This window comes from Priestia sp. FSL R5-0597 (assembly GCF_038006305.1).
Lineage (GTDB): Bacteria > Bacillota > Bacilli > Bacillales > Bacillaceae_H > Priestia > Priestia zanthoxyli.
On record NZ_JBBOUZ010000001.1, the window covers coordinates 592,501 to 618,842 of the forward strand.

Here is a 26,342-nt window from a genome sequence, read left to right on the forward strand (position 1 = left end):
TAGCTGGTTCTCTCCGAAATAGCTTTAGGGCTAGCCTCATGTTGTGAGAGTCTTGGAGGTAGAGCACTGATTGGACTAGGGGCCCCCAACGGGTTACCGAATTCAGTCAAACTCCGAATGCCAAAGACTTATCCATGGGAGTCAGACTGCGAGTGATAAGATCCGTAGTCAAAAGGGAAACAGCCCAGACCACCAGCTAAGGTCCCCAAGTATACGTTAAGTGGAAAAGGATGTGGAGTTGCTTAGACAACCAGGATGTTGGCTTAGAAGCAGCCACCATTTAAAGAGTGCGTAATAGCTCACTGGTCGAGTGACTCTGCGCCGAAAATGTACCGGGGCTAAACGTATCACCGAAGCTGTGGATTGACATCTTTGATGTCAGTGGTAGGAGAGCGTTCTAAGTGCAGCGAAGTCAGACCGTAAGGACTGGTGGAGCGCTTAGAAGTGAGAATGCCGGTATGAGTAGCGAAAGACAAGTGAGAATCTTGTCCACCGAATGCCTAAGGTTTCCTGAGGAAGGCTCGTCCGCTCAGGGTTAGTCGGGACCTAAGCCGAGGCTGAAAAGCGTAGGCGATGGCCAACAGGTTGATATTCCTGTACCACCTCCCCGCCGTTTGAGTAATGGGGGGACGCAGTAGGATAGGGTAAGCGCGCTGCTGGATATGCGCGTTCAAGCAGTTAGGCTGATGAGTAGGCAAATCCGCTCATCATAAAGGCTGAGCTGTGATGACGAGGGAATTATAGTACCGAAGTTCCTGATTCCACACTGCCAAGAAAAGCCTCTAGCGAGGCGGGAGGTGCCCGTACCGCAAACCGACACAGGTAGGCGAGGAGAGAATCCTAAGGTGATCGAGAGAACTCTCGTTAAGGAACTCGGCAAAATGACCCCGTAACTTCGGGAGAAGGGGTGCTCTGGTAGGGTGTATAGCCCGAGAGAGCCGCAGTGAATAGGCCCAGGCGACTGTTTAGCAAAAACACAGGTCTCTGCGAAGCCGCAAGGCGAAGTATAGGGGCTGACGCCTGCCCGGTGCTGGAAGGTTAAGAGGAGGGGTTATCCTTTGGGAGAAGCTCTGAATCGAAGCCCCAGTAAACGGCGGCCGTAACTATAACGGTCCTAAGGTAGCGAAATTCCTTGTCGGGTAAGTTCCGACCCGCACGAAAGGCGTAACGATCTGGGCACTGTCTCAACGAGAGACTCGGTGAAATTATAGTACCTGTGAAGATGCAGGTTACCCGCGACAGGACGGAAAGACCCCGTGGAGCTTTACTGTAGCCTGATATTGAATTTTGGTACAGCTTGTACAGGATAGGTAGGAGCCTGAGAAGCCGGAGCGCTAGCTTCGGTGGAGGCGTCGGTGGGATACTACCCTGGCTGTATTGAAATTCTAACCCGCGGCCCTGATCGGGCCGGGAGACAGTGTCAGGTGGGCAGTTTGACTGGGGCGGTCGCCTCCTAAAATGTAACGGAGGCGCCCAAAGGTTCCCTCAGAATGGTTGGAAATCATTCGTAGAGTGTAAAGGCACAAGGGAGCTTGACTGCGAGACCTACAAGTCGAGCAGGGACGAAAGTCGGGCTTAGTGATCCGGTGGTTCCGCATGGAAGGGCCATCGCTCAACGGATAAAAGCTACCCCGGGGATAACAGGCTTATCTCCCCCAAGAGTCCACATCGACGGGGAGGTTTGGCACCTCGATGTCGGCTCATCGCATCCTGGGGCTGTAGTCGGTCCCAAGGGTTGGGCTGTTCGCCCATTAAAGCGGTACGCGAGCTGGGTTCAGAACGTCGTGAGACAGTTCGGTCCCTATCCGTCGTGGGCGTAGGAAATTTGAGAGGAGCTGTCCTTAGTACGAGAGGACCGGGATGGACACACCGCTGGTGTACCAGTTGTCTTGCCAAAGGCATCGCTGGGTAGCTATGTGTGGACGGGATAAGTGCTGAAAGCATCTAAGCATGAAGCCCCCCTCAAGATGAGATTTCCCATAGCGCAAGCTAGTAAGATCCCTGAAAGATGATCAGGTTGATAGGTCAGAGGTGGAAGCGTGGCGACATGTGTAGCTGACTGATACTAATCGATCGAGGACTTAACCAAACTTTTAAAAGCGTAAGCTTTACTCAGCAAATTGTTATCTAGTTTTGAGAGAGCAATCTCTTGTCTGGTGGCGATAGCGAAGAGGTCACACCCGTTCCCATACCGAACACGGAAGTTAAGCTCTTTAGCGCCAATGGTAGTTGGGACTTTGTCCCTGTGAGAGTAGGACGTTGCCAGGCAATGAATAAGACCCCTTTTTATGCTCTTGTAAAAGAGTCTAGGGGTTTTTTATTTGGCTCATTTGTAAAAAACTTATATACACATTTAATGTTGTGTATGATATTTGGAGGATTAGCTCAGCTGGGAGAGCACCTGCCTTACAAGCAGGGGGTCGGCGGTTCGATCCCGTCATCCTCCACCACCGTGCCGGTGTAGCTCAACTGGTAGAGCAACTGACTTGTAATCAGTAGGTTGGGGGTTCAAGTCCTCTTGCCGGCACCATTTATATCGGAGGGGTAGCGAAGTGGCTAAACGCGGCGGACTGTAAATCCGCTCCTTCGGGTTCGGCAGTTCGAATCTGCCCCCCTCCACCATTTTATTGGGCTATCGCCAAGCGGTAAGGCAACGGATTTTGATTCCGTCATGCGTTGGTTCGAATCCAGCTAGCCCAGCCATAGAGAGCCATTAGCTCAGTTGGTAGAGCATCTGACTTTTAATCAGAGGGTCGAAGGTTCGAGTCCTTCATGGCTCATTTTAATAAGCGGAAGTAGTTCAGTGGTAGAACACCACCTTGCCAAGGTGGGGGTCGCGAGTTCGAACCTCGTCTTCCGCTCCATATAAAGCGCCCGTAGCTCAATTGGATAGAGCGTTTGACTACGGATCAAAAGGTTAGGGGTTCGACTCCTCTCGGGCGCGCCATAAACGGGAAGTAGCTCAGCTTGGTAGAGCACTTGGTTTGGGACCAAGGGGTCGCAGGTTCGAATCCTGTCTTCCCGACCATTTATGGGGCCTTAGCTCAGCTGGGAGAGCGCCTGCCTTGCACGCAGGAGGTCAGCGGTTCGATCCCGCTAGGCTCCACCAATGAAATTAAATAATTGTAACGAATAATATGGCGGTGTAGCTCAGCTGGCTAGAGCGTACGGTTCATACCCGTGAGGTCGTGGGTTCGACTCCCTCCGCCGCTACCATATAAGTTACATTTGTTATAAATATACGGAGGAATACCCAAGTCCGGCTGAAGGGATCGGTCTTGAAAACCGACAGGGGTGTTAAAGCCCGCGGGGGTTCGAATCCCTCTTCCTCCGCCATTTATTTATATCATATTCATATCATCGCGGGGTGGAGCAGTTCGGTAGCTCGTCGGGCTCATAACCCGAAGGTCGCAGGTTCAAATCCTGTCCCCGCAACCAAAGTGGTCCCGTGGTGTAGCGGTTAACATGCCTGCCTGTCACGCAGGAGATCGCGGGTTCGATTCCCGTCGGGACCGCCATTTTATTTGGCTCGGTAGCTCAGTTGGTAGAGCAAAGGACTGAAAATCCTTGTGTCGGCGGTTCGATTCCGTCCCGAGCCACCATTTTAAGACGGCGATTGTGGCGAAGTGGTTAACGCACCGGATTGTGGTTCCGGCATTCGTGGGTTCGATTCCCATCAGTCGCCCCATCTTAAGTAACGCGGGTGTAGTTTAGTGGTAAAACCTCAGCCTTCCAAGCTGATGTCGTGAGTTCGATTCTCATCACCCGCTCCAAATAATGGGCCTATAGCTCAGCTGGTTAGAGCGCACGCCTGATAAGCGTGAGGTCGGTGGTTCGAGTCCACTTAGGCCCACCATATTCCACAGTAGCTCAGTGGTAGAGCTATCGGCTGTTAACCGATCGGTCGTAGGTTCGAGTCCTACCTGTGGAGCCATACTGGCCCGTTGGTCAAGCGGTTAAGACACCGCCCTTTCACGGCGGTAACACGGGTTCGAATCCCGTACGGGTCATCTCAAAAGCAGTTTGCATATGCAAACTGCTTTTTTTGTTTGTAAACAGAGTTTAGACAAAAGAATAAACTCTATTTTTCGTTTTTCTATGATTTTCTCTTCACAATTTGCATTTCCTATGGCACATCTCTAAACGCTTGTTCTAAATTTCGAAAAAAAACCTACAATAGTAATAACAGAATACTGTTTGTACAAAAGGAGGGGAATGCGTGAAAAAACTTGTTTTGTGGTCCATCGGAGTTTTTCTTGTGTATGCAGCTTGTATATGGGTGTATTTATTTTATATAAGTGACACCTCTATTCCACAATCATTAAAAGGTACCAGCGTGGATCCTGCTACGTTTATGAATGCAAGAGAACTTATGTTAACCGAAAAATATTCAAAGATTAGAGATGCGCTCTTTTTTATCCGAATTCCATATGAGTGGTTAGGGTTTATTTTAATTTTAGTGTTAGGTGTGTCTAAGAAAGTGAATAAGTGGTCTAAAGACGTCAGTCGTTTCAGTCTTCTCCAAACTGCTATTTATGTATTTTGGTTATCTGTTCTGCTGCTGATCTACTCTTTTCCTATGGACTGGATTAGCTATAAGCTTTCAACGGCTTACCATATTACGACGCAACCTTTCCAAGGATGGATGAAAGATCTTTTTACAGATTTTTGGGTGAACTATGCCACGATGTTTTTAGTGATTGCTGTGTTATATGCATTCATTCGTAAGTTTTCAAAAAGATGGTGGCTGTATGCGTGGCTAGTATCTATTCCATTTACGCTATTTTTGACGTTTATTCAACCAGTGGTTATCGATCCGTTATATAACGATTTTTATCCATTAAAGAATAAAGAGCTGGAGACGAAAATTTTGCATTTAGCAGATGAAGCTCATATACCTGCTAAGCATGTATATGAAGTAAACATGTCTGAAAAAACGAACTCTCTCAATGCATATGTAACGGGAATAGGTTCTAATTCAAGAATTGTGTTATGGGATACTACTCTTAATAAATTGACGGAACGTGAAATTTTGTTTATCATGGCGCACGAAATGGGTCACTATGTGAAGAAACATATTTATGTAGGGATTGCTTCAGCCTTAGTTTTATCGATTGTAGGTTTATGGCTAACGAAACATTTAGCTAGCTTTGTGATTAAGAGATGGGGGAAAGCATTAAAAATCACTTCTCTTAGTGATTTAAATTCATTACCGCTTATTCTACTTATTTTTTCTGTGCTCACATTTGCTGTAAGTCCTTTAACAAATATGCAGTCGCGTCATCATGAACTTCAATCTGACACGTACGCCATGGACTTAACAGGAGATAAACAAGCTGCTATTAAAACATTTCAGGATTTAACAAAATCAGGACTGTCCCAGGTGAATCCGCCGTATTTAGTGAAAATTTTTCGATATGGTCATCCAACAATATTGGAAAGAATTTCATTTGTTGAGAAGTATGAAAGAAATGAATAAGTGATATAAGAAAAAGTAAAGGATATATGAAGCCTTTTATACGTAGGTATTAATAGAAAAGCCTCCTTGCGAGTAGGAAAAAAATTCTAAAAGGAGGTTTCATTTTCGAAAGTACTGTTATATAATAACGTATGTAAAATAAAAACTGTTTTATAACAATAGGGAGGAATAGTTATTTGTGATTGAAAAGATAGCAGTCAAACTTATCAGCGTATATTCACCTCAGCAAAGTCTTACTACATGTCCTTCAACTATTTACTTATTTCATCTACGTTCTTACTAAAACTATGGCAAACTGCTAATTTACTTCATCATGAAACAGACATATTCTCACTGCTGCGTTTTATATTTTTATGAATATAGAATTTTAAATTCATTAGGGGGTATAAAGAATGAAAGAGATTCGTGTAAAAAACCTTGAAGAGAACTGGAAAAGCGATGAGCGTTGGAAAGGAATTGAACGTCCATATTCTGCAGAAAAAGTCATTGGACTGAGAGGATCCATTGATATTGAACACACGCTTGCTAGAAGAGGGGCCGAAAAGTTCTGGAACTTATTAAAAACAGAGCCATACGTTCATGCATTAGGAGCTTTAACAGGAAATCAAGCAGTACAACAGGTAAAAGCAGGGTTAAAAGCCATTTATCTCAGTGGATGGCAAGTAGCTGCAGATGCAAACCTTTCAGGAAATATGTATCCTGATCAAAGTCTATATCCAGCAAACAGCGTGCCGCATGTTGTGAAACGAATCAATCAAGCGCTGCAGCGTGCCGATCAAATTCAGCATTTAGAAGGAGAAGGAGATATTGATTACTTTGCTCCAATTGTAGCAGATGCAGAAGCAGGGTTCGGAGGACAGTTGAACGTATTTGAATTAATGAAAGGAATGATTGAGTCAGGAGCATCTGCGGTACACTTCGAAGATCAATTGTCATCTGAGAAAAAGTGTGGTCATCTTGGCGGCAAGGTATTGCTTCCAACTCAGACAGCTGTGAAAAACTTGATTGCTGCTCGTTTAGCTGCTGATGTAATGGGTGTTCCAACACTTCTGATTGCTCGTACCGATGCTGATGCCGCTGATTTAATTACAAGTGATGTTGATCCTGTAGATCGCCAGTTTATTACAGGTGAACGCACCGCTGAAGGGTTTTATCGCACGAGAGCCGGAATCGATCAAGCTATCGCTCGTGGCTTAGCATATGCGCCATATGCTGATCTAGTATGGTGTGAGACGTCTGAACCAAACTTGGAACAGGCACAAAAATTTGCAGATGCTATTCATGAAAAATTCCCAGGTAAAATGCTTGCTTATAACTGTTCACCATCTTTCAACTGGAAGAAAAAATTAGATAAGAAAACGATTGAAAAGTTTCAAAGAGAAATCGCAAAAATGGGCTACAAATTCCAATTCGTTACGCTTGCTGGCTTCCACGCTTTAAATCACAGCATGTTTGAACTGGCACGAGGATATAAAACAAGAGGAATGGCAGCTTATTCAGAGTTACAAGAAAGAGAGTTTGCTAGTGAAATAAATGGATATACTGCTACAAGACATCAGCGTGAAGTAGGAACGGGTTATTTTGATGAAGTGGCGCAAGTAGTTTCCGGTGGGACTTCCTCTACAACAGCTTTAAAAGGTTCAACAGAAGAAGAGCAGTTTCAGGCGCATAAATAACAAAAAATCTATGAGTGGAACGGTTGTTTACTTCCACTCATAGAAAAAATTCTAACAAAAAAGATTCTTACATCTGTAAGAATCTTTTTTTATGTAGTAAACACGATTTAACAGACAGCTGTTCTTCCTGAGAAGAAAGGTTCTGCCTGTTAAACGTACATATAAATCATTAACATGAATGAACTTCTTGAAATATTAAGTAGATGTTTGAAGTAAGGATTGGTACTGTGCTGATAGCTCATAAAAAGCAGTTTCATCACGTTGATCTAATGCCGTGTTAATGTTTGTTTCTAACAGTTCTTTTTGACGCTTAAAAAGCGATTCATCAATTACCATTTCGATATAAACATCCAACATACTCACAGTATCAATTACTTTTTTCTTGCGAGCGAGGGACTTCATCATTTCCGTGTACGATTTTTCATTGTTCATACCTCATCACCTCTGCACCCTTTTTATTATTATATAGATTAAAAGAAGAAAAAACAACTAATTTTCTAAATTTTTAGATTTTTATTTTTAGAAATGATAAAGTAAGAGGGAAACGCTACTTTCGTTTTTATCGATTGGCTATTTGGTTTAAAAATGAATCCTTGGGGGCGAAGAAATTGAATCATGTAAAAAAGCGTACGGTAACGGTAGAGGATTTGTATGAATTGAAGTCTGTGTATAACCCTCAGATTTCTCCAGATGGAAAAAGTGTAGTTTATACGGTTCGAGAAACGAAAAAAATAGAAAACGGTTATGAGACGAAGCTGTTTATGTTAGATCTTGAAACAAAAAAAACAAAGCAATTGACGTATTATAAAGGAAATAATCACTCTCCTGCATGGTCTCCTGACGGCAGGTGGATTGCTTTTTTATCAGATCGCAGTCAAACCGTTCAGCTCTATCTATTAGCAGCGACAGGCGGGGAAGCAGAAGCACTCACAGATTGTGAAAAAGGCGTTAGTAATCCCGTATGGTCTCCTTATAGTGACGAAATTATGTTTTCTACAAAAGTGGAAGAAAAAGCTGTAAGAGTTGAACAAAATCATGAGCATCCTCAGCCATACGAAGTGGAACGTTTGTTGTATAAATCCGATGCTAGTGGCTATTTAAAAGGTGAATATACGCAAGTTGCGGTCGTTAAACTTAAAAATAAAGAAGTGACGTTTTTAACGGATGGACCTTATCATCACTCTGTAGGATGCTGGGCCCCTGATGCAAATTCAATTGTATTTTGCAGCAGTCGAGGAGAGAATCCGGATTTATCGTTAACCATGGACGTGTTTATTTTGCATCGTGATACTAAAAAGTTAACATCTATTACAGCAGAAACAGGATATTTTCATCAAGTTTCGTGGTCACCAGATGGGTCATACATAGCTTACATTGGAAATGAACGTACATACGGATCGGCTTCAATGAATGACATATATATTTATCAGGTCTCCAATCAAAAAACAGCTTGTATCACTGCAGGTATAGACTTAGAAATAGGAGATATGGTAGCAGGAGATTTTCACTTTGGAAGAACCGCAGCGGGAATTATGTGGAGCAGTAAGGAAGAATTTTATTTTGTCGTAAGTGAAAAGGGTTCTGTAGGCATATATAAAGGAAATGTAAATGGAAAGTTAGACTCTGTGCTTATGGATAATGCTCACGTATACGGGGTATCTGTTCTTCCCAACGGTGAGGAAGCTATCGTAGCAATCAGTACATTTACACATCCCGGAGATCTTTATTCTTTAAATTTAAAAACAGAGGAACTAGTGAAGCTGACAAACGTTAATGATTCATTTTTAAAGCATGTGCAGTTAACGGAAGCAGAATCTTTTTGCGCGACTGCCACGGACGGTATACATATCCACAGTTGGGTCGTAAAAGCGGCTGCTGCCAACGATGTATCTCCAACCATTTTAGAAATTCACGGAGGTCCGCATCTTATGTATGGTCATACATTTATGTTTGAATTTCAAGTGCTTGCATCAAAAGGGTTCAATATCCTCTTTTCTAATCCAAGAGGCGGAAGAGGATATGGTCAAGCCTTTACAGATGCCGTTCGAGGAGATTACGGAGGCATGGATTATATGGATTTGATGGCAGTAACCGACGAAGCAATTAACCGCTACTCTTATATTAATGAAGATAAACTTGGCGTAACAGGAGGAAGCTACGGAGGATTTATGACAAACTGGATTGTAGGAAGTACAAATCGGTTTAAAGCAGCGGTGACGCAACGGTCTATTTCAAATTGGACGAGTTTTTACGGCGTTAGTGATATTGGCTATTATTTTACCGAATGGGAATTGAAAGCTGATATTTATGAGAATCCGGAAAAACTTTGGAACCACTCGCCGCTTCGTTTAGCGGAGAACGTGAAAACACCGCTGTTAATCTTGCATAGCGAACAGGATTATAGATGTCCAATTGAACAAGCTGAACAGCTTTATGTGGCACTAAAAAGAAAAGATAAAGAAGTAGAATTTATTCGTTTTCCTCAGTCTAACCATGAACTTTCTAGAAGCGGTAAGCCTAATTTACGAACGGCGAGACTAAAATATTTAACCAGCTGGTTTAAACGTTATTTGCAGCAGTCTAAGTAAAAGCACATGTTGTTCTAGAGGTTCTGTTCGTGTAAGTAAGGGCTGGCTATATGGCAAGCGCAACAGGGCAGGAAAGATAAAACGCTGTAAAACTTTTGTTTGGTAAAGGAAAGTAGTACAATAAGTGAAAAGTAGCACAGTTGTTTAAATAAGGAGAACATTCGATGGATTTTGAAACATTAAAGCATTATTTGACATTAGACGGCGTCCTCGAGTTATTAAAACAATATCAATCATTTGGGATCATTCCCGGACTGCTGTTGCCTATTTTAGAAGCGTTTATTCCTATCTTGCCGCTTTTTGCGTTTGTAATGGCTAATGCTGCTGCCTTTGGCTTATGGTTAGGCTTTTTAATTTCATGGATCGGGAGCTGCGTTGGATCACTGCTTGTCTTTTTGATTTTTAGAAAATACGGACAGGCGAGGTTTTTACATTTTATCAGCCGCCATGCGCAAATTCGAAAGATTATGATTTGGGTGGAAAGACACGGTTTTGGACCGCTGTTTATTATGCTTTGTTTCCCTTTTACGCCGTCTTCAGCGATTAATGTAGTAGCTGGACTATCACGTGTCAGTATGGCTCAGTTTATGCTTGCTGTATTAGCGGGTAAAATGGTCATGATATTTATGATGAGCTTTATTGGGGCCGATTTTGTTTCATTTGTGAAACAGCCTTTAAAAGCAGTACTTGTTTTAGTGATCATTTTTGTCCTATGGCTTGTTGGAAAGCAAATTGAACGAAGATTAAATGAAAAATCTAAAGTGAAACAGTATGACAAATAGTTTGTTTATATATAACAAATAGTGATGAAAGACTGCTTTTTAATAGGCAGTCTTTTGTTATACATACAGCAGAAGAGGGTATTGTAAACTATGGAAAAACCTTTTCTTATAGGAATACAGCAGCATTTTTGAAAGGCTTTTTGCCTTTTTCTTAAAGAAGTTATTTGTCTGTTTATTCGGTTGGTAGAACAATGCACATACAGAGTATCTGTCTAGTAATGAACAAGTTTTTTGTTTATCAATTGTGAAAAATATGCTAAAATAAAAGAAAAAACTGGGAATAAATTAGACGTCTATTCCTAGTTGCACCTAAGTAATGAACCCTTTGTTTTCTAGAGATATACATGTTTTTTCTCAACATGTATTATCACCTCATGTATTTCAAAACGTTTTCTTAAAAATTATATGAATGATTTTTGAGCTTGACTACTAAGATGTAAGTAGAGGGATCATTACTAGAAAAGCACCGAATGATCATTAAGACGTGCTTGGCGTCGTTTTGAGGAGGGGAATGCGCTACTAAGATTCAAGCGACTTGCTGATTAATCGTTGTTAGTAAGCGTCTTATAGCGCGGGTGACATGAGATTAAAAGATAAAGTGGCAATTATTACGGGTGCAGCAAATGGGTTAGGGTTCGAAGCTTCTCGAATTTTCGCACAAGAGGGTGCAAAGGTCGCTATGGTTGACTACGATGCAAAAGTAGGAGAAGAACGAGCAGCTCAGCTAAAAGAAGAAGGCGGAGATGTAGCATTCTTTCAAGTAAACGTAGCGGATCGAGACAGTGTAGATGCAATGGTAGAAGAAGTCGTGAAACGCTTCTCTAAAATAGATATTTTAATTAATAATGCAGGTATTACCAGAGATGGAATGCTAACTAAATTATCAGTTGAAAATTTTCAAGCGGTCATTAACGTAAACCTTACAGGCGTTTTTCACTGTACGCAAGCCGTTGTACCGCATATGATTGCTCAAGGTAAAGGGAAAATTATCAGCACATCTTCGGTATCCGGCGTATATGGAAATGTTGGTCAAACAAACTATGCGGCGACAAAAGCCGGCGTAGTGGGAATGACAAAAACATGGGCTAAAGAGCTTGGGCGAAAAGGAATTAATGTAAACGCTGTAGCTCCCGGGTTTATTGAGACGGATATGGTGAAGGCGATGCCGGACAAAATCATTGATCAAATGAAATCCACTATTCCTTTACAAAGGTTAGGTCAGCCTTCTGACATTGGTTATGCTTATCTTTATTTAGCCTCTGATGAGTCCAACTATATTAACGGCACAACACTGCATGTAGATGGTGGAATCATGATGTAAAAGTAGAAAATAACTCGCTTTTCTAAAACTTTTCAGTGGTCATTTGGCTACTGAAAAGTTTTTTTGTTGCATCCAGCATTTCACATATGTGCAAAGTGGAATTTTGTCTGCAAGTTCAGTAAAATAATAAGGAGAGAGATAGAGAGATTTAGCTGATTATCACTATAAAATTTTGACGACTGCGTCACGTGTTTGCGTGGCGTTTATCCATTTTGCACTTAAACAACTAAAAATATAGAGAAGAAAAATGAAGGGGTGAAAACGTGGGGCTACAGTTTTTATTAGGACGTTCAGGAAGCGGGAAAACGGAATATCTTTTAAATAGCATGCGCCAAGAGCTGTTAAATGCTCCGCTTGGGCATCCACTTATTTATATTGTACCTGAACAGATGACGTTTCAGTCGGAGTATGCGCTTGTTCAAACACCTGGGTTAGAAGGCATGATGCGTGCTCAAGTTTATAGTTTTACACGTCTTGCGTGGCGTATTCTGCAAGAAGTCGGAGGTATTAGCCGCTATCATGTGGATCAAACAGGTATTCATATGATGCTTAAAAAAATTATCGAGCATCAAAAAAAAGAGCTTCGATTGTTTGCGAATTCTTCAGAACAAGCAGGGTTTATTGAAGAACTAGAAAAAATGGTTAAAGAATTTAAACAGTACACGGTAGATGCACCGTCTCTCGAAGAGATGAAGCAAAAACTTCAAGCAGAAGATGAGAAAGTCCTTGCTGATAAATTACATGATTTACATCTCATTTACGGAGAATTAGAAAAACAGCTGATGACAAAATATGTAGATGGAGAAGATTATTTGAAGCTGTTGAGCGAAAAAGTAGTCTCTTCTGCGTACCTTGCTCAAGCAACGATTTATGTAGATGGATTTCATCACTATACTCCTCAAGAATTAACGGTATTAGTAGAGCTGATGAAAGTTTGTAGAGAAGTGAAAATAGCGGTTACTTCTGATTATTCATATCAAGATTTTATTCCAAATGACCTGCACTTGTTTCGATTAACGAGCGAAACGTATCAAGAAATAATGGGCCTGGCGGCTGAAAACGGGATAGAGATTCAAGAGCCAAACGTATTTAATGAACAAAAAAGGCATCAAAACAGTCCAGAGCTTGCCTATTTAGAACGATATTATGATGAACGGCCAACGCCGGAATTTCAGTCAGAGCCCGAGCACATTCAGCTGCTGCCTGCTGTTAGCCGAAGAGCAGAGGTAGAAGGGATTGCAAGAGAAGTGCTGTCGCTTGTGCGCGATCACGGCTATCGCTATCGTGATATTGCCTTGATTGTTAGAAATGCAGAAGACTATCATGACTTGCTTCAAACCATTTTTCGAGATTATGAAATTCCGTACTTTATTGACCAAAAGCGAGCGATGTTTCACCATCCACTCGTTGAATTTATTCGCTCAGTCTTAGAGGTGGTAAGCGGGTCATGGCGATACGAAACCATCTTTCGGGCAGTGAAAACAGACCTTTTATTTCCTTTGTCATCTGATGTGCACCAGCTTCGCGAAGAGATGGATGAATTAGAAAATTACGTACTTGCTTACGGTATTCAAGGATCTAAGTGGACGAGTAAGGAGCCATTTACCTACAGAAAATATCGTTCGCTTGAAGACATGAACCTTGGGAAAACTGACGAAGAGCTTGCTTTTGAGCAAAAAATAAATGAATTAAAAAATATGATTGTTCCTCCTATTTATTCGCTTCAGCAAAAATTAAAACAAGCGAAAATAGGAAAAGAAAAAGCAGAAGCACTCTATCGTTTTTTAACGAATTTAGATATTCCACAAAAGATAGAAGCGCTGCGCAATCGATGTGAAGAAGAAGGAAAGCTTCAAGAAGCAAGAGAGCACGAGCAGGTATGGAAAGCAATTCTTCACTTATTTGATCAGTTTGTTGAAATGATGGGAGAAGAGAAAGTATCGATTTCTTTGTTCGCGGATCTATTTGAGACAGGGCTTGACAGCATGCAGTTTGCACTTGTTCCGCCTGCACTGGATCAAGTGGTTGTGGCAAGTTTTGAGCGTTCGCGTTTATCCGATATCAAAGCAAGCTTTGTGCTAGGCGTAAATGACGGTGTGATTCCAGCTAAACCAAAAAGCGATGGCCTGTTATCTGAGAAAGAGAGAGAGCAGCTGCTTGAATCAGGCTTATTACTTGCGCCAACTGGAAGGCAAAAGCTGTTTGACGAACAATTTCTCATTTATTTAGCACTTTCCAGCTCTTCTGAAAAACTTTATGTTTCGTATCCTCTTGCCAATGAGGAAGGGAAGACTCTGCTGCCTTCACTCGTTATTAATCGAGTAAAAGAGCTATTTCCGCTCCTGCAGGAAAAGCTGTTAATGACGGAGCCTACGGATTTAGAAGAAGAAAAGCAAGTTGATTATATAACAAATCCCTTAACGAGCATCGCGCATTTAGCCAGCCAGCTGCAAGGGTGGAAACGCCATTATCCGATGAGTTCCGCTTGGTGGGATGTATATAATTTTTATGTAGAAAATTCAGATTGGAACTCATACAGCGAGAAAGTACTAAGCAGTTTATTTTATAAAAACGAAGCAAAAAGGTTAACAAAGAAAACGAGTCAGCGTCTGTATGGAAAGCATATTCAAGCAAGCGTATCGAGAATGGAGAAATTTGAAGCCTGTCCGTACGCTCATTTTGCTTCTCACGGGCTTAAGCTTAAAGAACGAAAAGTTTTCAAATTAGCAGCTCCTGACATAGGCGAGTTATTTCACGCGGCGCTGAAGATGATTTCAGACGAGCTACGGGGCGGTCAAAAAGAATGGAAGAACTTAACGAGAAAAGACTGTCAGCAGCTTTCTACGGCTGCGGTGCACGAACTTGCTCCGCGCTTACAAAATGAAATTTTATTGAGCTCTAATCGCCACCACTATTTAACACATAAGCTGCAGCAAATTATTGAACGTGCGTCGCTTGTGTTAAGTGAGCACGCTAAGGTGAGCGGGTTTGTTCCTGTTGGATTGGAATTAGGGTTTGGTCCTAGCGCGGAGCTGCCTTCTATGCAGTTTACACTGCCAAATGGCCATACGATGGAACTTGTTGGCCGAATTGACAGAGTGGATAAAGCGGAAAGCTCCAAGGGACTTTTACTGCGTATTGTCGACTATAAATCAAGCGATAAAGCATTAAACTTAGTGGAAGTGTACTATGGTTTATCTCTTCAAATTTTAGCTTATTTAGACATAGTCGTGACGTATGCTGAACAGCTTCTTCATGATAATAGAGGAGCATTGCCTGCTGGCGTTCTTTATTTCCACGTTCATAATCCAATGATCAACAGTACTAAAGCATTACAACCCGATCAAATTGAAGCCGAAATCTTCAAGAAGTTTAAAATGAAAGGACTGCTTTTAGGGGACGAGGAAGCAGTCCGATTAATGGACGAAACGTTAGAATCAGGGCACTCACAGGTTATATCGGCGGGTATTAAAAAGACAGGGGGCTTTTATTCCAATTCTTCGGTTGCGAGCGAAGAAGATTTTACACATCTCCGTCAGTATGTGCGAGGTAAGTTTGTAGAGGCAGGTACTGAGATTACAAATGGAAAAATTGATATTTCGCCTTATAAGCTAAAAGATAAAACACCATGTGCGTTTTGTGAATACCGCTCAATCTGTCAGTTCGATGAATCAATGGAAAACAACGAATATCGTCAGCTTAGTACAGAGAGTCAAAATGTTATTTTAGATAAAATTCGAGAGGAGGCCAAACGAGATGAGTGAAGATATACACGTAAAACCGGCCGACTCCCAGTGGACGGATGATCAGTGGAACGCCATTGTTTCATCCGGTCAAGATATATTAGTAGCCGCGGCGGCTGGCTCAGGAAAAACAGCGGTTTTAGTCGAACGTATTATTAAAAAGATTACGATGGGCGAGGAACCAATCGATGTTGATAGATTACTAGTTGCTACGTTTACAAATGCTTCTGCAGCCGAAATGAGAAATCGAATTGGAGAAGCATTGGAAAAAGAGTTAAAAAAGAATCCATCTTCTTTACACTTGCGCAGACAGCTTAATTTATTAAACCGTGCGTCGATTTCTACGCTCCATTCTTTTTGTTTAGAAGTCATTCGAACGTATTATTATTTGATCGATGTAGACCCTGGTTTTCGGATTGCAGATGATACGGAAGCGGATCTTCTGCGTGAAGAAGTATTAGAAGAATTGTTTGAAGAGCAGTACAGTATTGAACAGAACGAGCGATTCTTTGATTTAATTGATCGTTATACAAGCGACAGAAATGACTTAGATATTCAGCTTATGGTAAGAAAGCTATATGACTTTGCACGATCTAATCCCGACCCAAACGGCTGGCTTAAAATGATTGTGAGTCAATATGATGTCACAGAGAACTCTTCTATTGATTCACTTCCGTTTTTGTCTTTTCTTTTACAAGAAGTAACAACGCAGCTCGTGGGCATTGAGTCGATTTTAAAACAGGGCTTAGAGCTAACAAAGCTGCCGGGAGGGCCTGCTCCTCGCGCCGTTAATGCAGAGGAAGACCTGGCTCAAATTCATCGGCTGATCAGCGCTTCTAAGCATTCTTTTGCTGATTTGCATGAGGAAATGCAGAATTTGAATTTTACTCGTTTAAAGCCATGTAAAGGAGATGCATACGACTCGCAGCTTTTAGATGATTTCGGAGAGCTTCGCAAAAAAGCGAAAACAAGCCTTGAAAAGCTTCATGCTGATTTGTTTTCTAGGCCTTTGTACGGCTACATGGCTGATTTTGAAAAAATGAAGCCCGTTATTGAAACGCTAATCTTTTTAGTTCAGCGCTTCGGTGAACGATATGAACACATCAAAAAAGAGAAAGGGTTAGTGGACTTTTCTGATTTAGAGCATTATTGCCTACAAATCTTGAGTGTAAAAGAAGATGGGGTGCTTAAGCCTTCGTCCATTGCTCAAAAATATCGCACTCAGTTTGAAGAGGTGCTTGTTGACGAATATCAAGATACAAATATGGTTCAAGAAACACTAATTAAATTAGTGACGAGAGATAGTGAAGAACAAGGGAATTTATTTATGGTTGGAGATGTAAAACAATCCATTTACCGCTTTCGTTTAGCGGAGCCATTTTTGTTTTTGACGAAGTACAAGCGATTTACGCAAGATGGACGACAATTTGGAAAACGTATTGACTTAAATAAAAACTTCCGAAGTCGTTCTCAAGTGCTTGACGCCACAAACTTTATTTTTAACCAGCTGATGGATGAAGAAGTAGGAGAAATTGCATATGACGATGATGCTTCTTTAAAATTAGGAGCATCGTATCCAAAAGTGGAAGGAATGGAAACGGAGCTTCTGCTGATTGCAAAAGAAAATGCAGAAGAAGGAGCGGAAGAAGAATCGGATTCTTCTCTCGTCGCTTTTTCAGAAGCAGAGCTTGAAACCGCTCAGTTAGAGGCAAGAGCAATGGCGCGCAAAATCAAAGAACTCGTTCAAAACCGTTTTCAAATATATGATCGCAAGCTCGATATCATGAGAAACGTAACGTATCGTGACTTTGTTATTTTGCTTCGTTCCATGCCTTGGGCTGCGCAGATTATGGATGAATTTAAACAAGAAGGCGTGCCGATTTATGCGGATTTATCAACAGGCTATTTTGATGCTACTGAAGTGATGATTATGATGTCTTTATTAAAAGTAGTAGATAACCCGCATCAAGACATTCCGTTAGCTTCTGTTCTTCGCTCACCGGTAGTAGGGCTTTCAGATGAAGAGTTGGCTACACTGAGAGCAGAGCAAAAGAAAGGAACGTATTATGATGCGTTAAAAACGTACTTAGCGGTTTCAGATGATGAAGAACTTCGCGATAAAGTGAAATATTTCTATGAGCAGTTAAAAGCATGGAGAACACAAGCTAGACAAAGCTCTTTGTCAGAACTAGTATGGCAAATTTACCGCGACACGGGTTTCTTTGAATTTGTTGGCGGACTTCCTGGCGGGAAACAGCGTCAAGCCAATTTACGTGCTCTTTACGATCGCGCTCGCCAGTATGAGGCGACTTCATTTAGAGGTCTGTTCCGCTTTTTACGCTTTATTGAACGGATGCAGGATCGAGGGAACGATTTAGGAGCTGCTCGAGCGCTGGGAGAACAAGAAGATGTGGTGCGTTTGATGACGATCCACAGCAGTAAAGGTCTTGAATTTCCTGTTGTTTTCGTAGCTGGTCTTGCTCGTCAGTTTAACTTAATGGACTTGAATAAAGCTTATTTACTCGATAAAGAACTAGGTTTTGGATCTAAATATATTGATCCGAAACTGCGTATTACGTACCCGACTCTTCTTCAGCAGACCATGAAGAAAAAAATGAAAAAAGAAAGCATGGCAGAGGAAATGCGGGTATTATACGTAGCTTTGACGCGTGCGAAAGAAAAACTTATTTTAGTTGGAACAGTAAAAGACGCACCAGAAAAGCTCAGACAATGGAGCTCCGTTATGGGACACGAAGATTGGACGCTTCCAGCTCACGTGAGAAGAGATGCAAAATGTTATTTAGACTGGATTGGACCTTCTTTAATTCGTCACAAAAATGTTAGTCATATGGTTGAAGGAGAGGTCCAGCCGGCCGAGATGATTTATCAGCATGCTTCAAGCTGGAAGCTTTCAACGTTATTAGCAGGTGATTTAGCCGAACAGCCTCTTGAAGAGCAGCAGCATCATGAAGAGCTTTTGAACGCTCTTCAAAAGCATGAGCCAGTTACAGAATCCAGCGATTATAAAGAGGAAGTGTATAGACGCTTAAATTGGTCTTATGATTATCGTGTAGCTTCCGTTCATCGTTCAAAGCAATCTGTTTCTGAACTAAAAAGGCAGCAGCAGCTGACGGATGCAGGTGCAAGCAATGATCTTGTTCGGGGAGCTAAAGCACCTCTTGAAAATCGTCCGCTGTTTCTTCAAGAGAAATCTCTCACAGGAGCTGAAAGAGGAACAGCTACACATGCCGTTATGCAGCAGCTTCCATTAAATAAAGCTTATACCCTCGAAATGGTTCAAGACTTTATTCAATCAATGGTTACCAAAGAATTGTTGACGCAACAGCAAGCGGATGCCGTTGATGCAAATGATGTAGCAGACTTTTTAGACAGTGACATTGCACAAGGTATTCGAACGGCTCGCACGGTTTATAGAGAGATGCCTTTTAGTTTAGGTGTCTCCGCTAAAGAAATCTATGATCGTTGGGAGCAGGAAGATGAAACGATTTTAGTACAAGGTATTATTGATTGTTTATATGAAACGGAAGAAGGCCTCGTTTTACTTGATTTTAAAACAGATAATATTTCGGATCGTTTTCAAGGGGATTTTGAACGAGCAAAACCATTTCTAATTGAAAGATACCGCATTCAGTTAGAGCTTTACGCAAAGGCCATTGAGCGGATTGTGAAACAACCTGTTCAGCATCGCTATCTTTACTTTTTAGATGGTGGACATGCTGTTGAAATATAAGAAAAGAAGAAGGCGATAGTCTTCTTCTTTTTCACCAATAAGGAGAGAGTAACATGCGTTTATTACATACAGCGGATTGGCATTTGGGGCGAACGTTAGAAGGTCGAAGCCGTCTAGCTGAGCAAGCACAGTTTTTAGATGAACTGGCAGACATTGTGGAAGAAGAAAAGATAGATGCTATTCTCATGGCGGGAGATGCCTTTGATACGGTTAACCCTCCAGCAGCGGCAGAGCAGCTCTTTTACGAAAGTATGTCTAGGTTGAGCAACAATGGAAAACGTCCAATTATTGTTATTGCAGGTAATCATGATAACCCAGATCGGCTGTCGGCGGCTTCTCCATTAGCTGTTCATCAAAATATTACACTTCTTGGTTTGCCTACTACCGATGTAGAAAGCATTCACATTCCTACATCAGATGAAATATTAAAGGTTGCGGCTCTTCCTTACCCATCTGAATCAAGGTTAAAGGAACTGTTAGCAGAAGAAAATGATGAGCTGGCTCTTCGAAATTCATACGATGCCAGAGTAAAAGGTATTTTCGATAAAATGAGTGAGCAGTTCACAACAGATACCGTTAATATTGCGATGAGTCATATTTACGTAGCAGGCGGAAGTTCAACGGACTCAGAACGTCCAATTGAAGTAGGAGGAGCTTATACGGTGGCGGCAACTAGTTTGCCTGCTAATGCTCAATATGTAGCTCTAGGACATTTGCATCGCCCGCAAATGATCAATCGCGCCAACACCTTTGCAAAATATTCTGGGTCACCTCTTGCCTATAGCTTTTCAGAGTCAGGATATGCAAAGTCTGTTACCATTTTAGATGCTCAGCCAGGAAAAGAGGTTGAAATGACGGAAATTCCATTATCTAGCGGAAAGCCTTTGACGCGTTGGAAAGCAAAAAACGGATTGGCAGAAGTATATACGTGGCTTGATGAACAGAAAGATGCGCAGGCATGGGTTGATTTAGAAGTTCACGTAGAAGATGCACTTTCACTAGAAGAAATCCATCGACTTCGCAAGCTTCATGCAGGCTTTATTCATATTCGTCCGGTATTCAAAGCAGAAGAACTAGCACATGAAACACGTTCACAGCGCGAAGTGCCGATCGAAGAACTGTTTACAAAGTTCTACAGCAGGCAAACCGGCGGAGGGGCACCTGATGATGAGTTAGTCAAACTGTTTTTAACCTTGATTAACGATGAAGAAGTATCGGGAAAGGAGGATGAAAAATGAAACCTATTAACTTGACCGTTTCGGGGCTTCACAGTTTTAGAGAAAAACAAACTGTCGACTTTGAAGCGCTGTGTTCAGGCGGTGTGTTTGGAATATTTGGTCCTACTGGAAGCGGGAAATCCTCCATTTTGGATGCCATTACACTAGCTTTATACGGAAAAGTAGAGCGTGCAGCCAATAATACACAAGGAATTTTAAATCACGGGGAAAATGAACTGAAAGTATCGTTTACGTTCGAGCTGGAAAACGCTAGTCATAAAAAACGCTATACTGTTGAACGAAGCTTTAAACGGACAGATGAGCTGCGTGTGAAATCAGCTTCCAGTCGATTGATTGAAATCGAAGATGAAACGTACGTATTAGCGGATAAAACAAATGATGTAAACCAGCAGGTACAGGAACTTCTTGGTTTAACAATTGATGATTTTACAAGAGCTGTTGTATTACCACAAGGAAAATTTGCAGAGTTTTTATCGTTAAAAGGGACGGAACGTCGTCAAATGCTTCAGCGTCTTTTTAATCTCGAGCAGTACGGAGATCAGCTTAGTAAGAAAATACGCTATCAAGTTCAGCAGCTAAAAACAGACCTAGATAAAATCACGGCAGAACAAACGGGATTAGGTGAAGCTTCAACAGAGAAAGTAACAGAAGCCGAGCAGCTTGTAAGTGATAGCATTGTACTTTTGGAAAAACGAGAAAAAGAAGCGGCTGATTTGCAGGAACGATACGATCAGCAGGCATCTCTTTGGAAAGCGCAGCAGGAAAAAACACTGTTAGAAGAAAAACTAGTGCATGCTTCTAAGCAGGAAGAGGAGATTAAACAAAAGCAAGATTTGCTGACGAAAGCGCAGCAGGCAGAGCGTCTTTTTCCTTATTTAGAAACATTTGAACAAGCTGAAAAACAGCAGAAGCTTTATAAAGATAAAGTAGAAAAATTAAAAGTGCAAATTGTTCAGCAAAGTGAGGAATATAAGCGATCGAATAGCTTATATGAGCAGGCTCGCTTACAAAAAAATGAACAGCAGCCCAAATTAGTTGTTCAAAAAGAACAGCTTCAACAAGCTTCTGATCTTCAAAAACAAATTAAAGATGGGCAGCAAGAAGTAAAAGAAGCGGAAGTTTCTCTTCAGCAAAAGCAGCAGGCACTTCAAGCGAAAAACGATGAATTAATGGAAGCGGATAAGCGGTATCAGCAAGGCTTGGCTCTTCAAAAAGAGTTAAAAGAAGCATTAACAAAGGTGGAGATTCAACCTGATTATCGGCAGGCTGTTCAGCAAGCATTTTACCGTTATCAAGTATGGAATAATGATAAAAAAAATCTAGATGAAGGCCAAAAAACGTATAAAGAAAAAGCGGAACAGCTTCAGCATTTGCATACACAAAAACAGACACACCAAGAGAGATATCAGCAAACAATAGAACAAAGTAAAGCGTTATTTTCAGATATTCAAGGCTTGTATCATACTGTATGTGAGCGGGAAAAAGAGTTTCAGCAGCTTTTTCAACAAGCAGATCGTTTAATGAGCGATCTAAAAAGACGCAAAGAAAAAGAATGGTCACGCCGTCTGGCTCATCAATTAGCTGAGCAGCTGACCCAAGGAGAGCCTTGTCCAGTTTGTGGCTCTGAGCATCATCCTAACCCCGTGTTACACCAACAAGAAGATGACGTCACAACTGAGTCAGCGGATCAGTTCGAAGATCAAGTCAATCAATTGCGTGAACAGCGATTTAGCTATTCGTCGCTCAAAATGCAGCTTGAACAGCTAGCTAAACCTCTTGTTGAAAAAATACCTGAGTTAGCTGAGTTTATGAACGAAGCTGGCGAAGTTTCTGCTTTAGGAGAAATGGGTACAGATGCCTTTGGGCAGTATGCTAAGAAAATAGAAGTTGAAATCAAATCTCTTGAGCAGGATTATTTGCAGGTAAGTGAAAAACAGCAGGCAATTCTAGGGCAGGTACAAAAGGTCCAGCAAAGTCTTGAAAAGATTGAATTAGAGCTTGCTCATTATCAAAAAGAACAAATTGAATTAGAAGGAAAAGTCAATCAGCAAAAACAAACGTTACAAGCAGGAAAAGAAGCTTTTCAACAAGATTATCCTTCCTTTGTATTTGAAGAGATGGAAAAAATTAACGAACAGCTAAATGAGCGAGAAAAAGAAGAGCAGACAATAAAGGCTCGAATTGAAAAAAGCAGCATATTTTTTGAAAATCAGCAAAAGAAAATCGAAGGTCTAAAAGAAGAGAAATATGCGGGCGAAAAAGAATTTACAGAATTAAAAGCAATGCTGTCTCATAAACAATCTCTTGTTCACTCGCAAATTGAACGCTTGCGTACGCTTACAGATCAAGAAGATATTGAACAAGCGCTGCAAAAAACACTGCACTTACTTACGGAGTTAGAGACGAATGAACAGCAGGCGTATCAGCATTGGCAGACTGTTCAAAAAGCGTATCAAACGCTGCAAATGGATGAAAAAGCAGCGAGCGAATCTCTAGAAACAGCTCATATCCAGTATAAAAAAGCAGCTGAAAAATGGGAAGAAGCTATAGGAAATTCTTTATTCAGCGAAGGAAAAGAAGTTCAGCAAGCTTTGTTATCAAATGATGAGATGAAATTGTTGGATGAAACTGTTCAGGCTTATTGGGACAACATAAAACAGATGAAGTCATCAATTGAACAGTTAAATATCCAGCTGAATCACCAGTCCATAGAAGAGCAGCAATTTGAAGAAACTCAGCAGCTGCTTCATGATATAAAAGCAGCTGTAAAAGAAGCCGTTCAGCTTAAGGGAGCGGCTGAGCAAACGTTAAAAAGCGTCAAAGAACGACATGAGCGATTTTTAGTGCTTGAACAGAACCGTGAAGAAAAACAAGCTTTATTTGAACAATATCAGAAGCTTCAAACAGTATTTAAAGGGAATGCTTTCGTGGAATATATTGCTGAAGAGCAGCTGATGTCCGTTAGCCGAGATGCTTCAGAGCGTCTGGGTATATTAACACGTCAGCGCTATGCGATTGAAGTTGATTCACAAGGCGGCTTTATCATGAGAGATGATGCAAATGGAGGGGTGAAACGTCCGGTTTCAACTTTATCCGGAGGAGAGACGTTTTTAACTTCGCTGGCTTTGGCCCTTTCATTGTCTGCACAAATTCAGCTAAGAGGAGAATATCCGCTGCAGTTTTTCTTTTTAGATGAAGGCTTTGGAACGCTTGATGGCGAGCTTCTTGATACCGTGGTTACGGCGCTTGAAAAACTTCAGTCCAATAATTTATCAATTGGAGTCATTAGTCACGTGCAAGAACTTCGGGCTCGGCTGCCAAAACGTTTGATTGTTGAGCCGTCCGAGCCTTCCGGCAAAGGAACTAGTGTAAGAGTAGAAACTTTATAGGGAAGGAAATCTATATGAAGAAAAAAGACAGGCGAATAGGAACATGCGAATTATGCGGAAGGCAGGATGTCTTGACGACCGTACATCATTTAACGCCTAAGGAAATGGGCGGAGCGTTTGAACCGACGGCAAACTTATGTATTCCGTGTCATAAACAAATTCATGCGTTATACACAAATGATGAATTAGCCATTCGTCTTAATACGATTTCTTTATTACAAGCTGATTCTAAAATTAGCTCTTTTATTAAATGGATTCGTAAACAGCCTTCTTCTAAATTACCTAAAACCAAAAAATCAAACAGCCGAAAGTCCAAGTGAATGAAAAACCCCTTATCTGCTTTAGTAGCAAAGATAAGGGGTTTTTTTAAGCATTTGCCGCTATATTTTGATCGAATAAATCTGGATCTAACGTATTTGTTCCTGAAATGCCGTTATTTGTATTAACAAAGTTACCTGTATTTAAAGAGCCGGAGCCTGAGGCTGTTTTAGCAGCGCTTTTTGGAGAAACATAAAACGTATCTCCAAACGTTACGACACCGCCCCCGACGCTCGTGATACTAACGGGTCCGATTATTGCTGGCATGAGGTTCACACCCCTTTTTTTCGTGATATTAGTTTAGTATATGAGCCATTTCTTAAAAGGTTCACTCACTGCCGCTAGGTGCTGAGGCAGCTTTTTTCGATGTTCCGGCTTCAGCTTCCTTTGAAGGTTCATCGTTGATCAGTTCACGAATATGCTTAATGCGGGCTTCTGCATAAACATTGCAGGTCGAGCCAACATGAATAACTGACGAGAATGAGCACCCTTTTATATCAATTCTGTTAACGCGGATTAAAGGTATTTCATTCCACGTTTGAACGGGAATAGGTTCGTAGTCACCATGGGGAATAGGCTCACTAAAGATAGCATAATCATCAAAATTTCCTTCTCTGCCGTAGAAAAACGGATACTGTCTCCGATCAGCTAAAGCTCTATTAAGTAAGTGAATTTCTGTTGAATCTCCAATTTGGCAAAAGGAGCTCGCCGACAAGGAATTGATTTCTATATAATTAACAGAAGATGTGCGTGAAAGCATACATAAGCTCCTTTATGATAACGATAGTGGGACATAAGGGCCGATAATCAAAGATTCAGCTGGCGTATCAAATGTTGAGGATAAAGAGATATAGTTTGCATCACCAATTAAAAAAAGAGAGGAAGAAGATACGCCTGTAATACTAACGTCTCCAACAAGCAATTCGCGGTTTACAACGTTAAAGTTCATGAAGGGGGTCCACCTTTCTTTAAAGATTCAGGTAAATACGTTAAAAATGCGTCAATTCCTTTTTTCATATCTTCATAAAGTTTACCGATAATTTGCGGTTTGATTTGTTCGAAATTTCGTTCCATTTCTTCCGGTTGAACTTGCTGTATATAAAAAGTAATCCGCTGCTGCAGCTGCTTTTTAATATCTTCTAAAATAAACTCGTAGTACGATTCATCAATCATCATCGAGCGCTCATCAAGCACATGTTGAACCATAGAAAATCCATATTGATTAAGCTCATTTAAAATCGTTTCATGAATATCAGAGACCCACTGCTTTTCTAGCTGGCGATCCAATGGTTTTAAGCTGGGATTTTGCGGTCCAGGACCTCCGGGTTGTCCCGGCTGCTCACCTTGAGGCGGCTGCCCTTGTGGCTGAGCTCCTTGCGGAAATGTTACTTCTGGTTTCTCATTAATAATGATATCTTCTAAATTATCGGGTGTAAGAGGGTTTAATCCAATATTAAGTGTTCCATCTAAAGAATCAATTTTTAACTGTTCAAATTTATATTCAATTTTATCAATTTTAATAGGTGGCTGTTCACCTAACTCTTTTATTTTCTGCTGAAGTTCTTGTACGTTTTTTTCAAGCTGAGCAATTCGTCCTTCTTGCTGCTGAATATACGAAGACATTTGCTGAACATACTGATGTACCTGCTGAATATAGTCCATGTTATCCACCTTCAATCACCTCGATTTCCTTACCTTCTGATAAAGAAAATAGTTATATATATACATATGGCGCTGAAGGCTGTAACATGTCAGTCGTTGTCTCGAGCTGGAGGAGTTAGCGACTGTGAAAAAGGGGCTGGGGCGGCTCCTGCGCCGGTTCCTGGAGTAAAGGTAGAAGGAGAGACAGATCCAAGAATTCCTTTTTTTGTTTCAGTAGGTGCAGCGCCTGTAAATCCTCCTGTATTAAAGAGATTTGAGTTCGGTTTAATAACACCTACGCTTCCAATTTGAAGTACCGACGAGTTACTTACAGCACTAATCTTCATACTTTGAATACAGATACTTTGATTCACGTAAAAGTTCATAAGCATCCCCCTGTATGAGCTTCATTTCTA

Annotated in this window: 16 protein-coding genes, 19 tRNA genes and 2 rRNA genes (1 of these 37 running past the window's edge); 31 read left to right on the forward strand and 6 right to left on the reverse strand. The window is 41.4% G+C overall.

Annotated elements, in window-relative coordinates:
• The 23 genes from MKX72_RS03125 to aceA form a co-directional block, all read left to right on the forward strand.
• Window positions 1-2,089: ribosomal RNA gene (locus MKX72_RS03125) — 23S ribosomal RNA — on the forward strand; it begins 847 nt to the left of the window's first position.
• 63 nt (window positions 2,090-2,152) lie between these two features.
• Window positions 2,153-2,268 (forward strand): 5S ribosomal RNA (gene rrf / locus MKX72_RS03130).
• Window positions 2,269-2,374: 106 nt separating this feature from the next.
• A tRNA-Val gene (locus MKX72_RS03135) sits at window positions 2,375-2,450 on the forward strand.
• A 4-nt stretch (window positions 2,451-2,454) separates the two neighbouring features.
• Window positions 2,455-2,530 (forward strand) — tRNA-Thr (locus MKX72_RS03140).
• A gap of 8 nt (window positions 2,531-2,538) precedes the next feature.
• Window positions 2,539-2,622, forward strand: a tRNA-Tyr gene (locus tag MKX72_RS03145).
• A 6-nt stretch (window positions 2,623-2,628) separates the two neighbouring features.
• Window positions 2,629-2,703, forward strand: a tRNA-Gln gene (locus tag MKX72_RS03150).
• 4 nt (window positions 2,704-2,707) lie between these two features.
• Window positions 2,708-2,780, forward strand: a tRNA-Lys gene (locus MKX72_RS03155).
• A 9-nt stretch (window positions 2,781-2,789) separates the two neighbouring features.
• Window positions 2,790-2,864: transfer RNA gene (locus tag MKX72_RS03160), tRNA-Gly, on the forward strand.
• Window positions 2,865-2,870: 6 nt separating this feature from the next.
• Window positions 2,871-2,947: transfer RNA gene (locus tag MKX72_RS03165), tRNA-Arg, on the forward strand.
• A gap of 4 nt (window positions 2,948-2,951) precedes the next feature.
• Window positions 2,952-3,028, forward strand: a tRNA-Pro gene (locus MKX72_RS03170).
• Window positions 3,029-3,033: 5 nt separating this feature from the next.
• A tRNA-Ala gene (locus tag MKX72_RS03175) sits at window positions 3,034-3,109 on the forward strand.
• 30 nt (window positions 3,110-3,139) lie between these two features.
• Window positions 3,140-3,216 (forward strand) — tRNA-Met (locus MKX72_RS03180).
• Between the two features lie 27 nt (window positions 3,217-3,243).
• Window positions 3,244-3,336: transfer RNA gene (locus tag MKX72_RS03185), tRNA-Ser, on the forward strand.
• A 25-nt stretch (window positions 3,337-3,361) separates the two neighbouring features.
• Window positions 3,362-3,438, forward strand: a tRNA-Met gene (locus MKX72_RS03190).
• 4 nt (window positions 3,439-3,442) lie between these two features.
• Window positions 3,443-3,518, forward strand: a tRNA-Asp gene (locus MKX72_RS03195).
• An 8-nt stretch (window positions 3,519-3,526) separates the two neighbouring features.
• A tRNA-Phe gene (locus MKX72_RS03200) sits at window positions 3,527-3,602 on the forward strand.
• 10 nt (window positions 3,603-3,612) lie between these two features.
• A tRNA-His gene (locus MKX72_RS03205) sits at window positions 3,613-3,688 on the forward strand.
• Window positions 3,689-3,699: 11 nt separating this feature from the next.
• Window positions 3,700-3,773 (forward strand) — tRNA-Gly (locus MKX72_RS03210).
• A gap of 6 nt (window positions 3,774-3,779) precedes the next feature.
• Window positions 3,780-3,856 (forward strand) — tRNA-Ile (locus tag MKX72_RS03215).
• A 3-nt stretch (window positions 3,857-3,859) separates the two neighbouring features.
• Window positions 3,860-3,934: transfer RNA gene (locus MKX72_RS03220), tRNA-Asn, on the forward strand.
• A gap of 4 nt (window positions 3,935-3,938) precedes the next feature.
• Window positions 3,939-4,010 (forward strand) — tRNA-Glu (locus MKX72_RS03225).
• A 209-nt stretch (window positions 4,011-4,219) separates the two neighbouring features.
• Entirely contained in the window at window positions 4,220-5,479 is a 1,260-nt protein-coding gene (locus MKX72_RS03230; protein WP_154973623.1) for a M48 family metallopeptidase, read from the forward strand.
• A gap of 392 nt (window positions 5,480-5,871) precedes the next feature.
• Window positions 5,872-7,155, forward strand: coding sequence for an isocitrate lyase (gene aceA / locus MKX72_RS03235; protein WP_028412422.1), 1,284 nt, complete (start codon window positions 5,872-5,874; stop codon window positions 7,153-7,155).
• 195 nt (window positions 7,156-7,350) lie between these two features.
• Here the strand turns inward: aceA and MKX72_RS03240 are convergent, their stop codons facing one another.
• Window positions 7,351-7,587: an IDEAL domain-containing protein gene (locus MKX72_RS03240; RefSeq protein ID WP_028412421.1), complete on the reverse strand. Its 237-nt coding sequence runs from the start codon at window positions 7,585-7,587 to the stop codon at window positions 7,351-7,353.
• Window positions 7,588-7,763: 176 nt separating this feature from the next.
• On the opposite strand from MKX72_RS03240, the gene MKX72_RS03245 reads away from it, so the two are divergent.
• The 8 genes from MKX72_RS03245 to MKX72_RS03280 all read left to right on the forward strand — a co-directional run bounded on the left by MKX72_RS03245 (window position 7,764) and on the right by MKX72_RS03280 (window position 24,287).
• Window positions 7,764-9,743, forward strand: a complete 1,980-nt coding sequence (locus MKX72_RS03245) for a S9 family peptidase (RefSeq protein WP_155008544.1) — start codon at window positions 7,764-7,766, stop codon at window positions 9,741-9,743.
• 164 nt (window positions 9,744-9,907) lie between these two features.
• Window positions 9,908-10,525, forward strand: a complete 618-nt coding sequence (locus tag MKX72_RS03250; protein ID WP_028412419.1) for a TVP38/TMEM64 family protein — start codon at window positions 9,908-9,910, stop codon at window positions 10,523-10,525.
• Between the two features lie 580 nt (window positions 10,526-11,105).
• Window positions 11,106-11,846: a 3-oxoacyl-ACP reductase FabG gene (gene fabG, locus MKX72_RS03255; RefSeq protein ID WP_014461644.1), complete on the forward strand. Its 741-nt coding sequence runs from the start codon at window positions 11,106-11,108 to the stop codon at window positions 11,844-11,846.
• Between the two features lie 263 nt (window positions 11,847-12,109).
• Window positions 12,110-15,610 carry a helicase-exonuclease AddAB subunit AddB gene (gene addB, locus MKX72_RS03260; RefSeq protein WP_098625733.1) on the forward strand — a complete coding sequence of 1,167 codons (3,501 nt, stop codon included), beginning with the start codon at window positions 12,110-12,112 and terminating at the stop codon, window positions 15,608-15,610.
• Window positions 15,603-19,340, forward strand: coding sequence for a helicase-exonuclease AddAB subunit AddA (gene addA / locus MKX72_RS03265; RefSeq protein WP_098625735.1), 3,738 nt, complete (start codon window positions 15,603-15,605; stop codon window positions 19,338-19,340). The genes addB and addA overlap by 8 nt, the downstream gene beginning before the upstream one ends.
• 53 nt (window positions 19,341-19,393) lie before the next feature.
• Window positions 19,394-20,578: an exonuclease SbcCD subunit D gene (locus MKX72_RS03270; RefSeq protein WP_155008543.1), complete on the forward strand. Its 1,185-nt coding sequence runs from the start codon at window positions 19,394-19,396 to the stop codon at window positions 20,576-20,578.
• Complete coding sequence (locus tag MKX72_RS03275; protein WP_098625739.1) at window positions 20,575-23,967, forward strand: SbcC/MukB-like Walker B domain-containing protein; 3,393 nt, start codon at window positions 20,575-20,577, stop codon at window positions 23,965-23,967. The genes MKX72_RS03270 and MKX72_RS03275 overlap by 4 nt, the downstream gene beginning before the upstream one ends.
• A 14-nt stretch (window positions 23,968-23,981) precedes the next feature.
• On the forward strand, window positions 23,982-24,287 hold the full coding sequence (locus tag MKX72_RS03280; RefSeq protein WP_013081707.1) for an HNH endonuclease: 306 nt from the start codon (window positions 23,982-23,984) through the stop codon (window positions 24,285-24,287).
• Between the two features lie 46 nt (window positions 24,288-24,333).
• Here the strand turns inward: MKX72_RS03280 and MKX72_RS03285 are convergent, their stop codons facing one another.
• The 5 genes from MKX72_RS03285 to MKX72_RS03305 form a co-directional block, all read right to left on the reverse strand.
• Window positions 24,334-24,552, reverse strand: coding sequence for a spore germination protein (locus MKX72_RS03285; protein ID WP_013055353.1), 219 nt, complete (start codon window positions 24,550-24,552; stop codon window positions 24,334-24,336).
• A gap of 61 nt (window positions 24,553-24,613) precedes the next feature.
• Window positions 24,614-25,045, reverse strand: coding sequence for a spore germination protein GerPE (locus tag MKX72_RS03290; protein WP_014461639.1), 432 nt, complete (start codon window positions 25,043-25,045; stop codon window positions 24,614-24,616).
• A 12-nt stretch (window positions 25,046-25,057) separates the two neighbouring features.
• The gene (locus MKX72_RS03295; protein WP_013055355.1) at window positions 25,058-25,234 is read right to left on the reverse strand and encodes a hypothetical protein; all 177 of its coding nucleotides are present in this window, start codon (window positions 25,232-25,234) and stop codon (window positions 25,058-25,060) included.
• A complete protein-coding gene (gerPC, locus tag MKX72_RS03300) occupies window positions 25,231-25,947 on the reverse strand; it encodes a spore germination protein GerPC (RefSeq protein WP_098625741.1) in 717 nt (238 codons plus the stop codon). The genes MKX72_RS03295 and gerPC overlap by 4 nt, the downstream gene beginning before the upstream one ends.
• A gap of 89 nt (window positions 25,948-26,036) precedes the next feature.
• Window positions 26,037-26,312, reverse strand: coding sequence for a spore germination protein GerPB (locus MKX72_RS03305; protein WP_014461637.1), 276 nt, complete (start codon window positions 26,310-26,312; stop codon window positions 26,037-26,039).
• Window positions 26,313-26,342 lie beyond the last annotated feature (30 nt).

Excerpts from the sequence above, each read along its gene's own strand:
- aceA (WP_028412422.1), top strand. The coding sequence starts at position 5,872 with ATGAAAGAGATTCGTGTAAAAAACCTTGAAGAGAACTGGAAAAGCGAT.
- MKX72_RS03240 (WP_028412421.1), bottom strand. The coding sequence starts at position 7,587 with ATGAACAATGAAAAATCGTACACGGAAATGATGAAGTCCCTCGCTCGC.
- MKX72_RS03250 (WP_028412419.1), top strand. The coding sequence starts at position 9,908 with ATGGATTTTGAAACATTAAAGCATTATTTGACATTAGACGGCGTCCTC.
- fabG (WP_014461644.1), top strand. The coding sequence starts at position 11,106 with ATGAGATTAAAAGATAAAGTGGCAATTATTACGGGTGCAGCAAATGGG.
- addA (WP_098625735.1), top strand. The coding sequence starts at position 15,603 with ATGAGTGAAGATATACACGTAAAACCGGCCGACTCCCAGTGGACGGAT.
- MKX72_RS03270 (WP_155008543.1), top strand. The coding sequence starts at position 19,394 with ATGCGTTTATTACATACAGCGGATTGGCATTTGGGGCGAACGTTAGAA.
- MKX72_RS03275 (WP_098625739.1), top strand. The coding sequence starts at position 20,575 with ATGAAACCTATTAACTTGACCGTTTCGGGGCTTCACAGTTTTAGAGAA.
- MKX72_RS03280 (WP_013081707.1), top strand. The coding sequence starts at position 23,982 with ATGAAGAAAAAAGACAGGCGAATAGGAACATGCGAATTATGCGGAAGG.
- MKX72_RS03285 (WP_013055353.1), bottom strand. The coding sequence starts at position 24,552 with ATGCCAGCAATAATCGGACCCGTTAGTATCACGAGCGTCGGGGGCGGT.
- MKX72_RS03290 (WP_014461639.1), bottom strand. The coding sequence starts at position 25,045 with ATGCTTTCACGCACATCTTCTGTTAATTATATAGAAATCAATTCCTTG.
- MKX72_RS03295 (WP_013055355.1), bottom strand. The coding sequence starts at position 25,234 with ATGAACTTTAACGTTGTAAACCGCGAATTGCTTGTTGGAGACGTTAGT.
- gerPC (WP_098625741.1), bottom strand. The coding sequence starts at position 25,947 with ATGGACTATATTCAGCAGGTACATCAGTATGTTCAGCAAATGTCTTCG.
- MKX72_RS03305 (WP_014461637.1), bottom strand. The coding sequence starts at position 26,312 with ATGAACTTTTACGTGAATCAAAGTATCTGTATTCAAAGTATGAAGATT.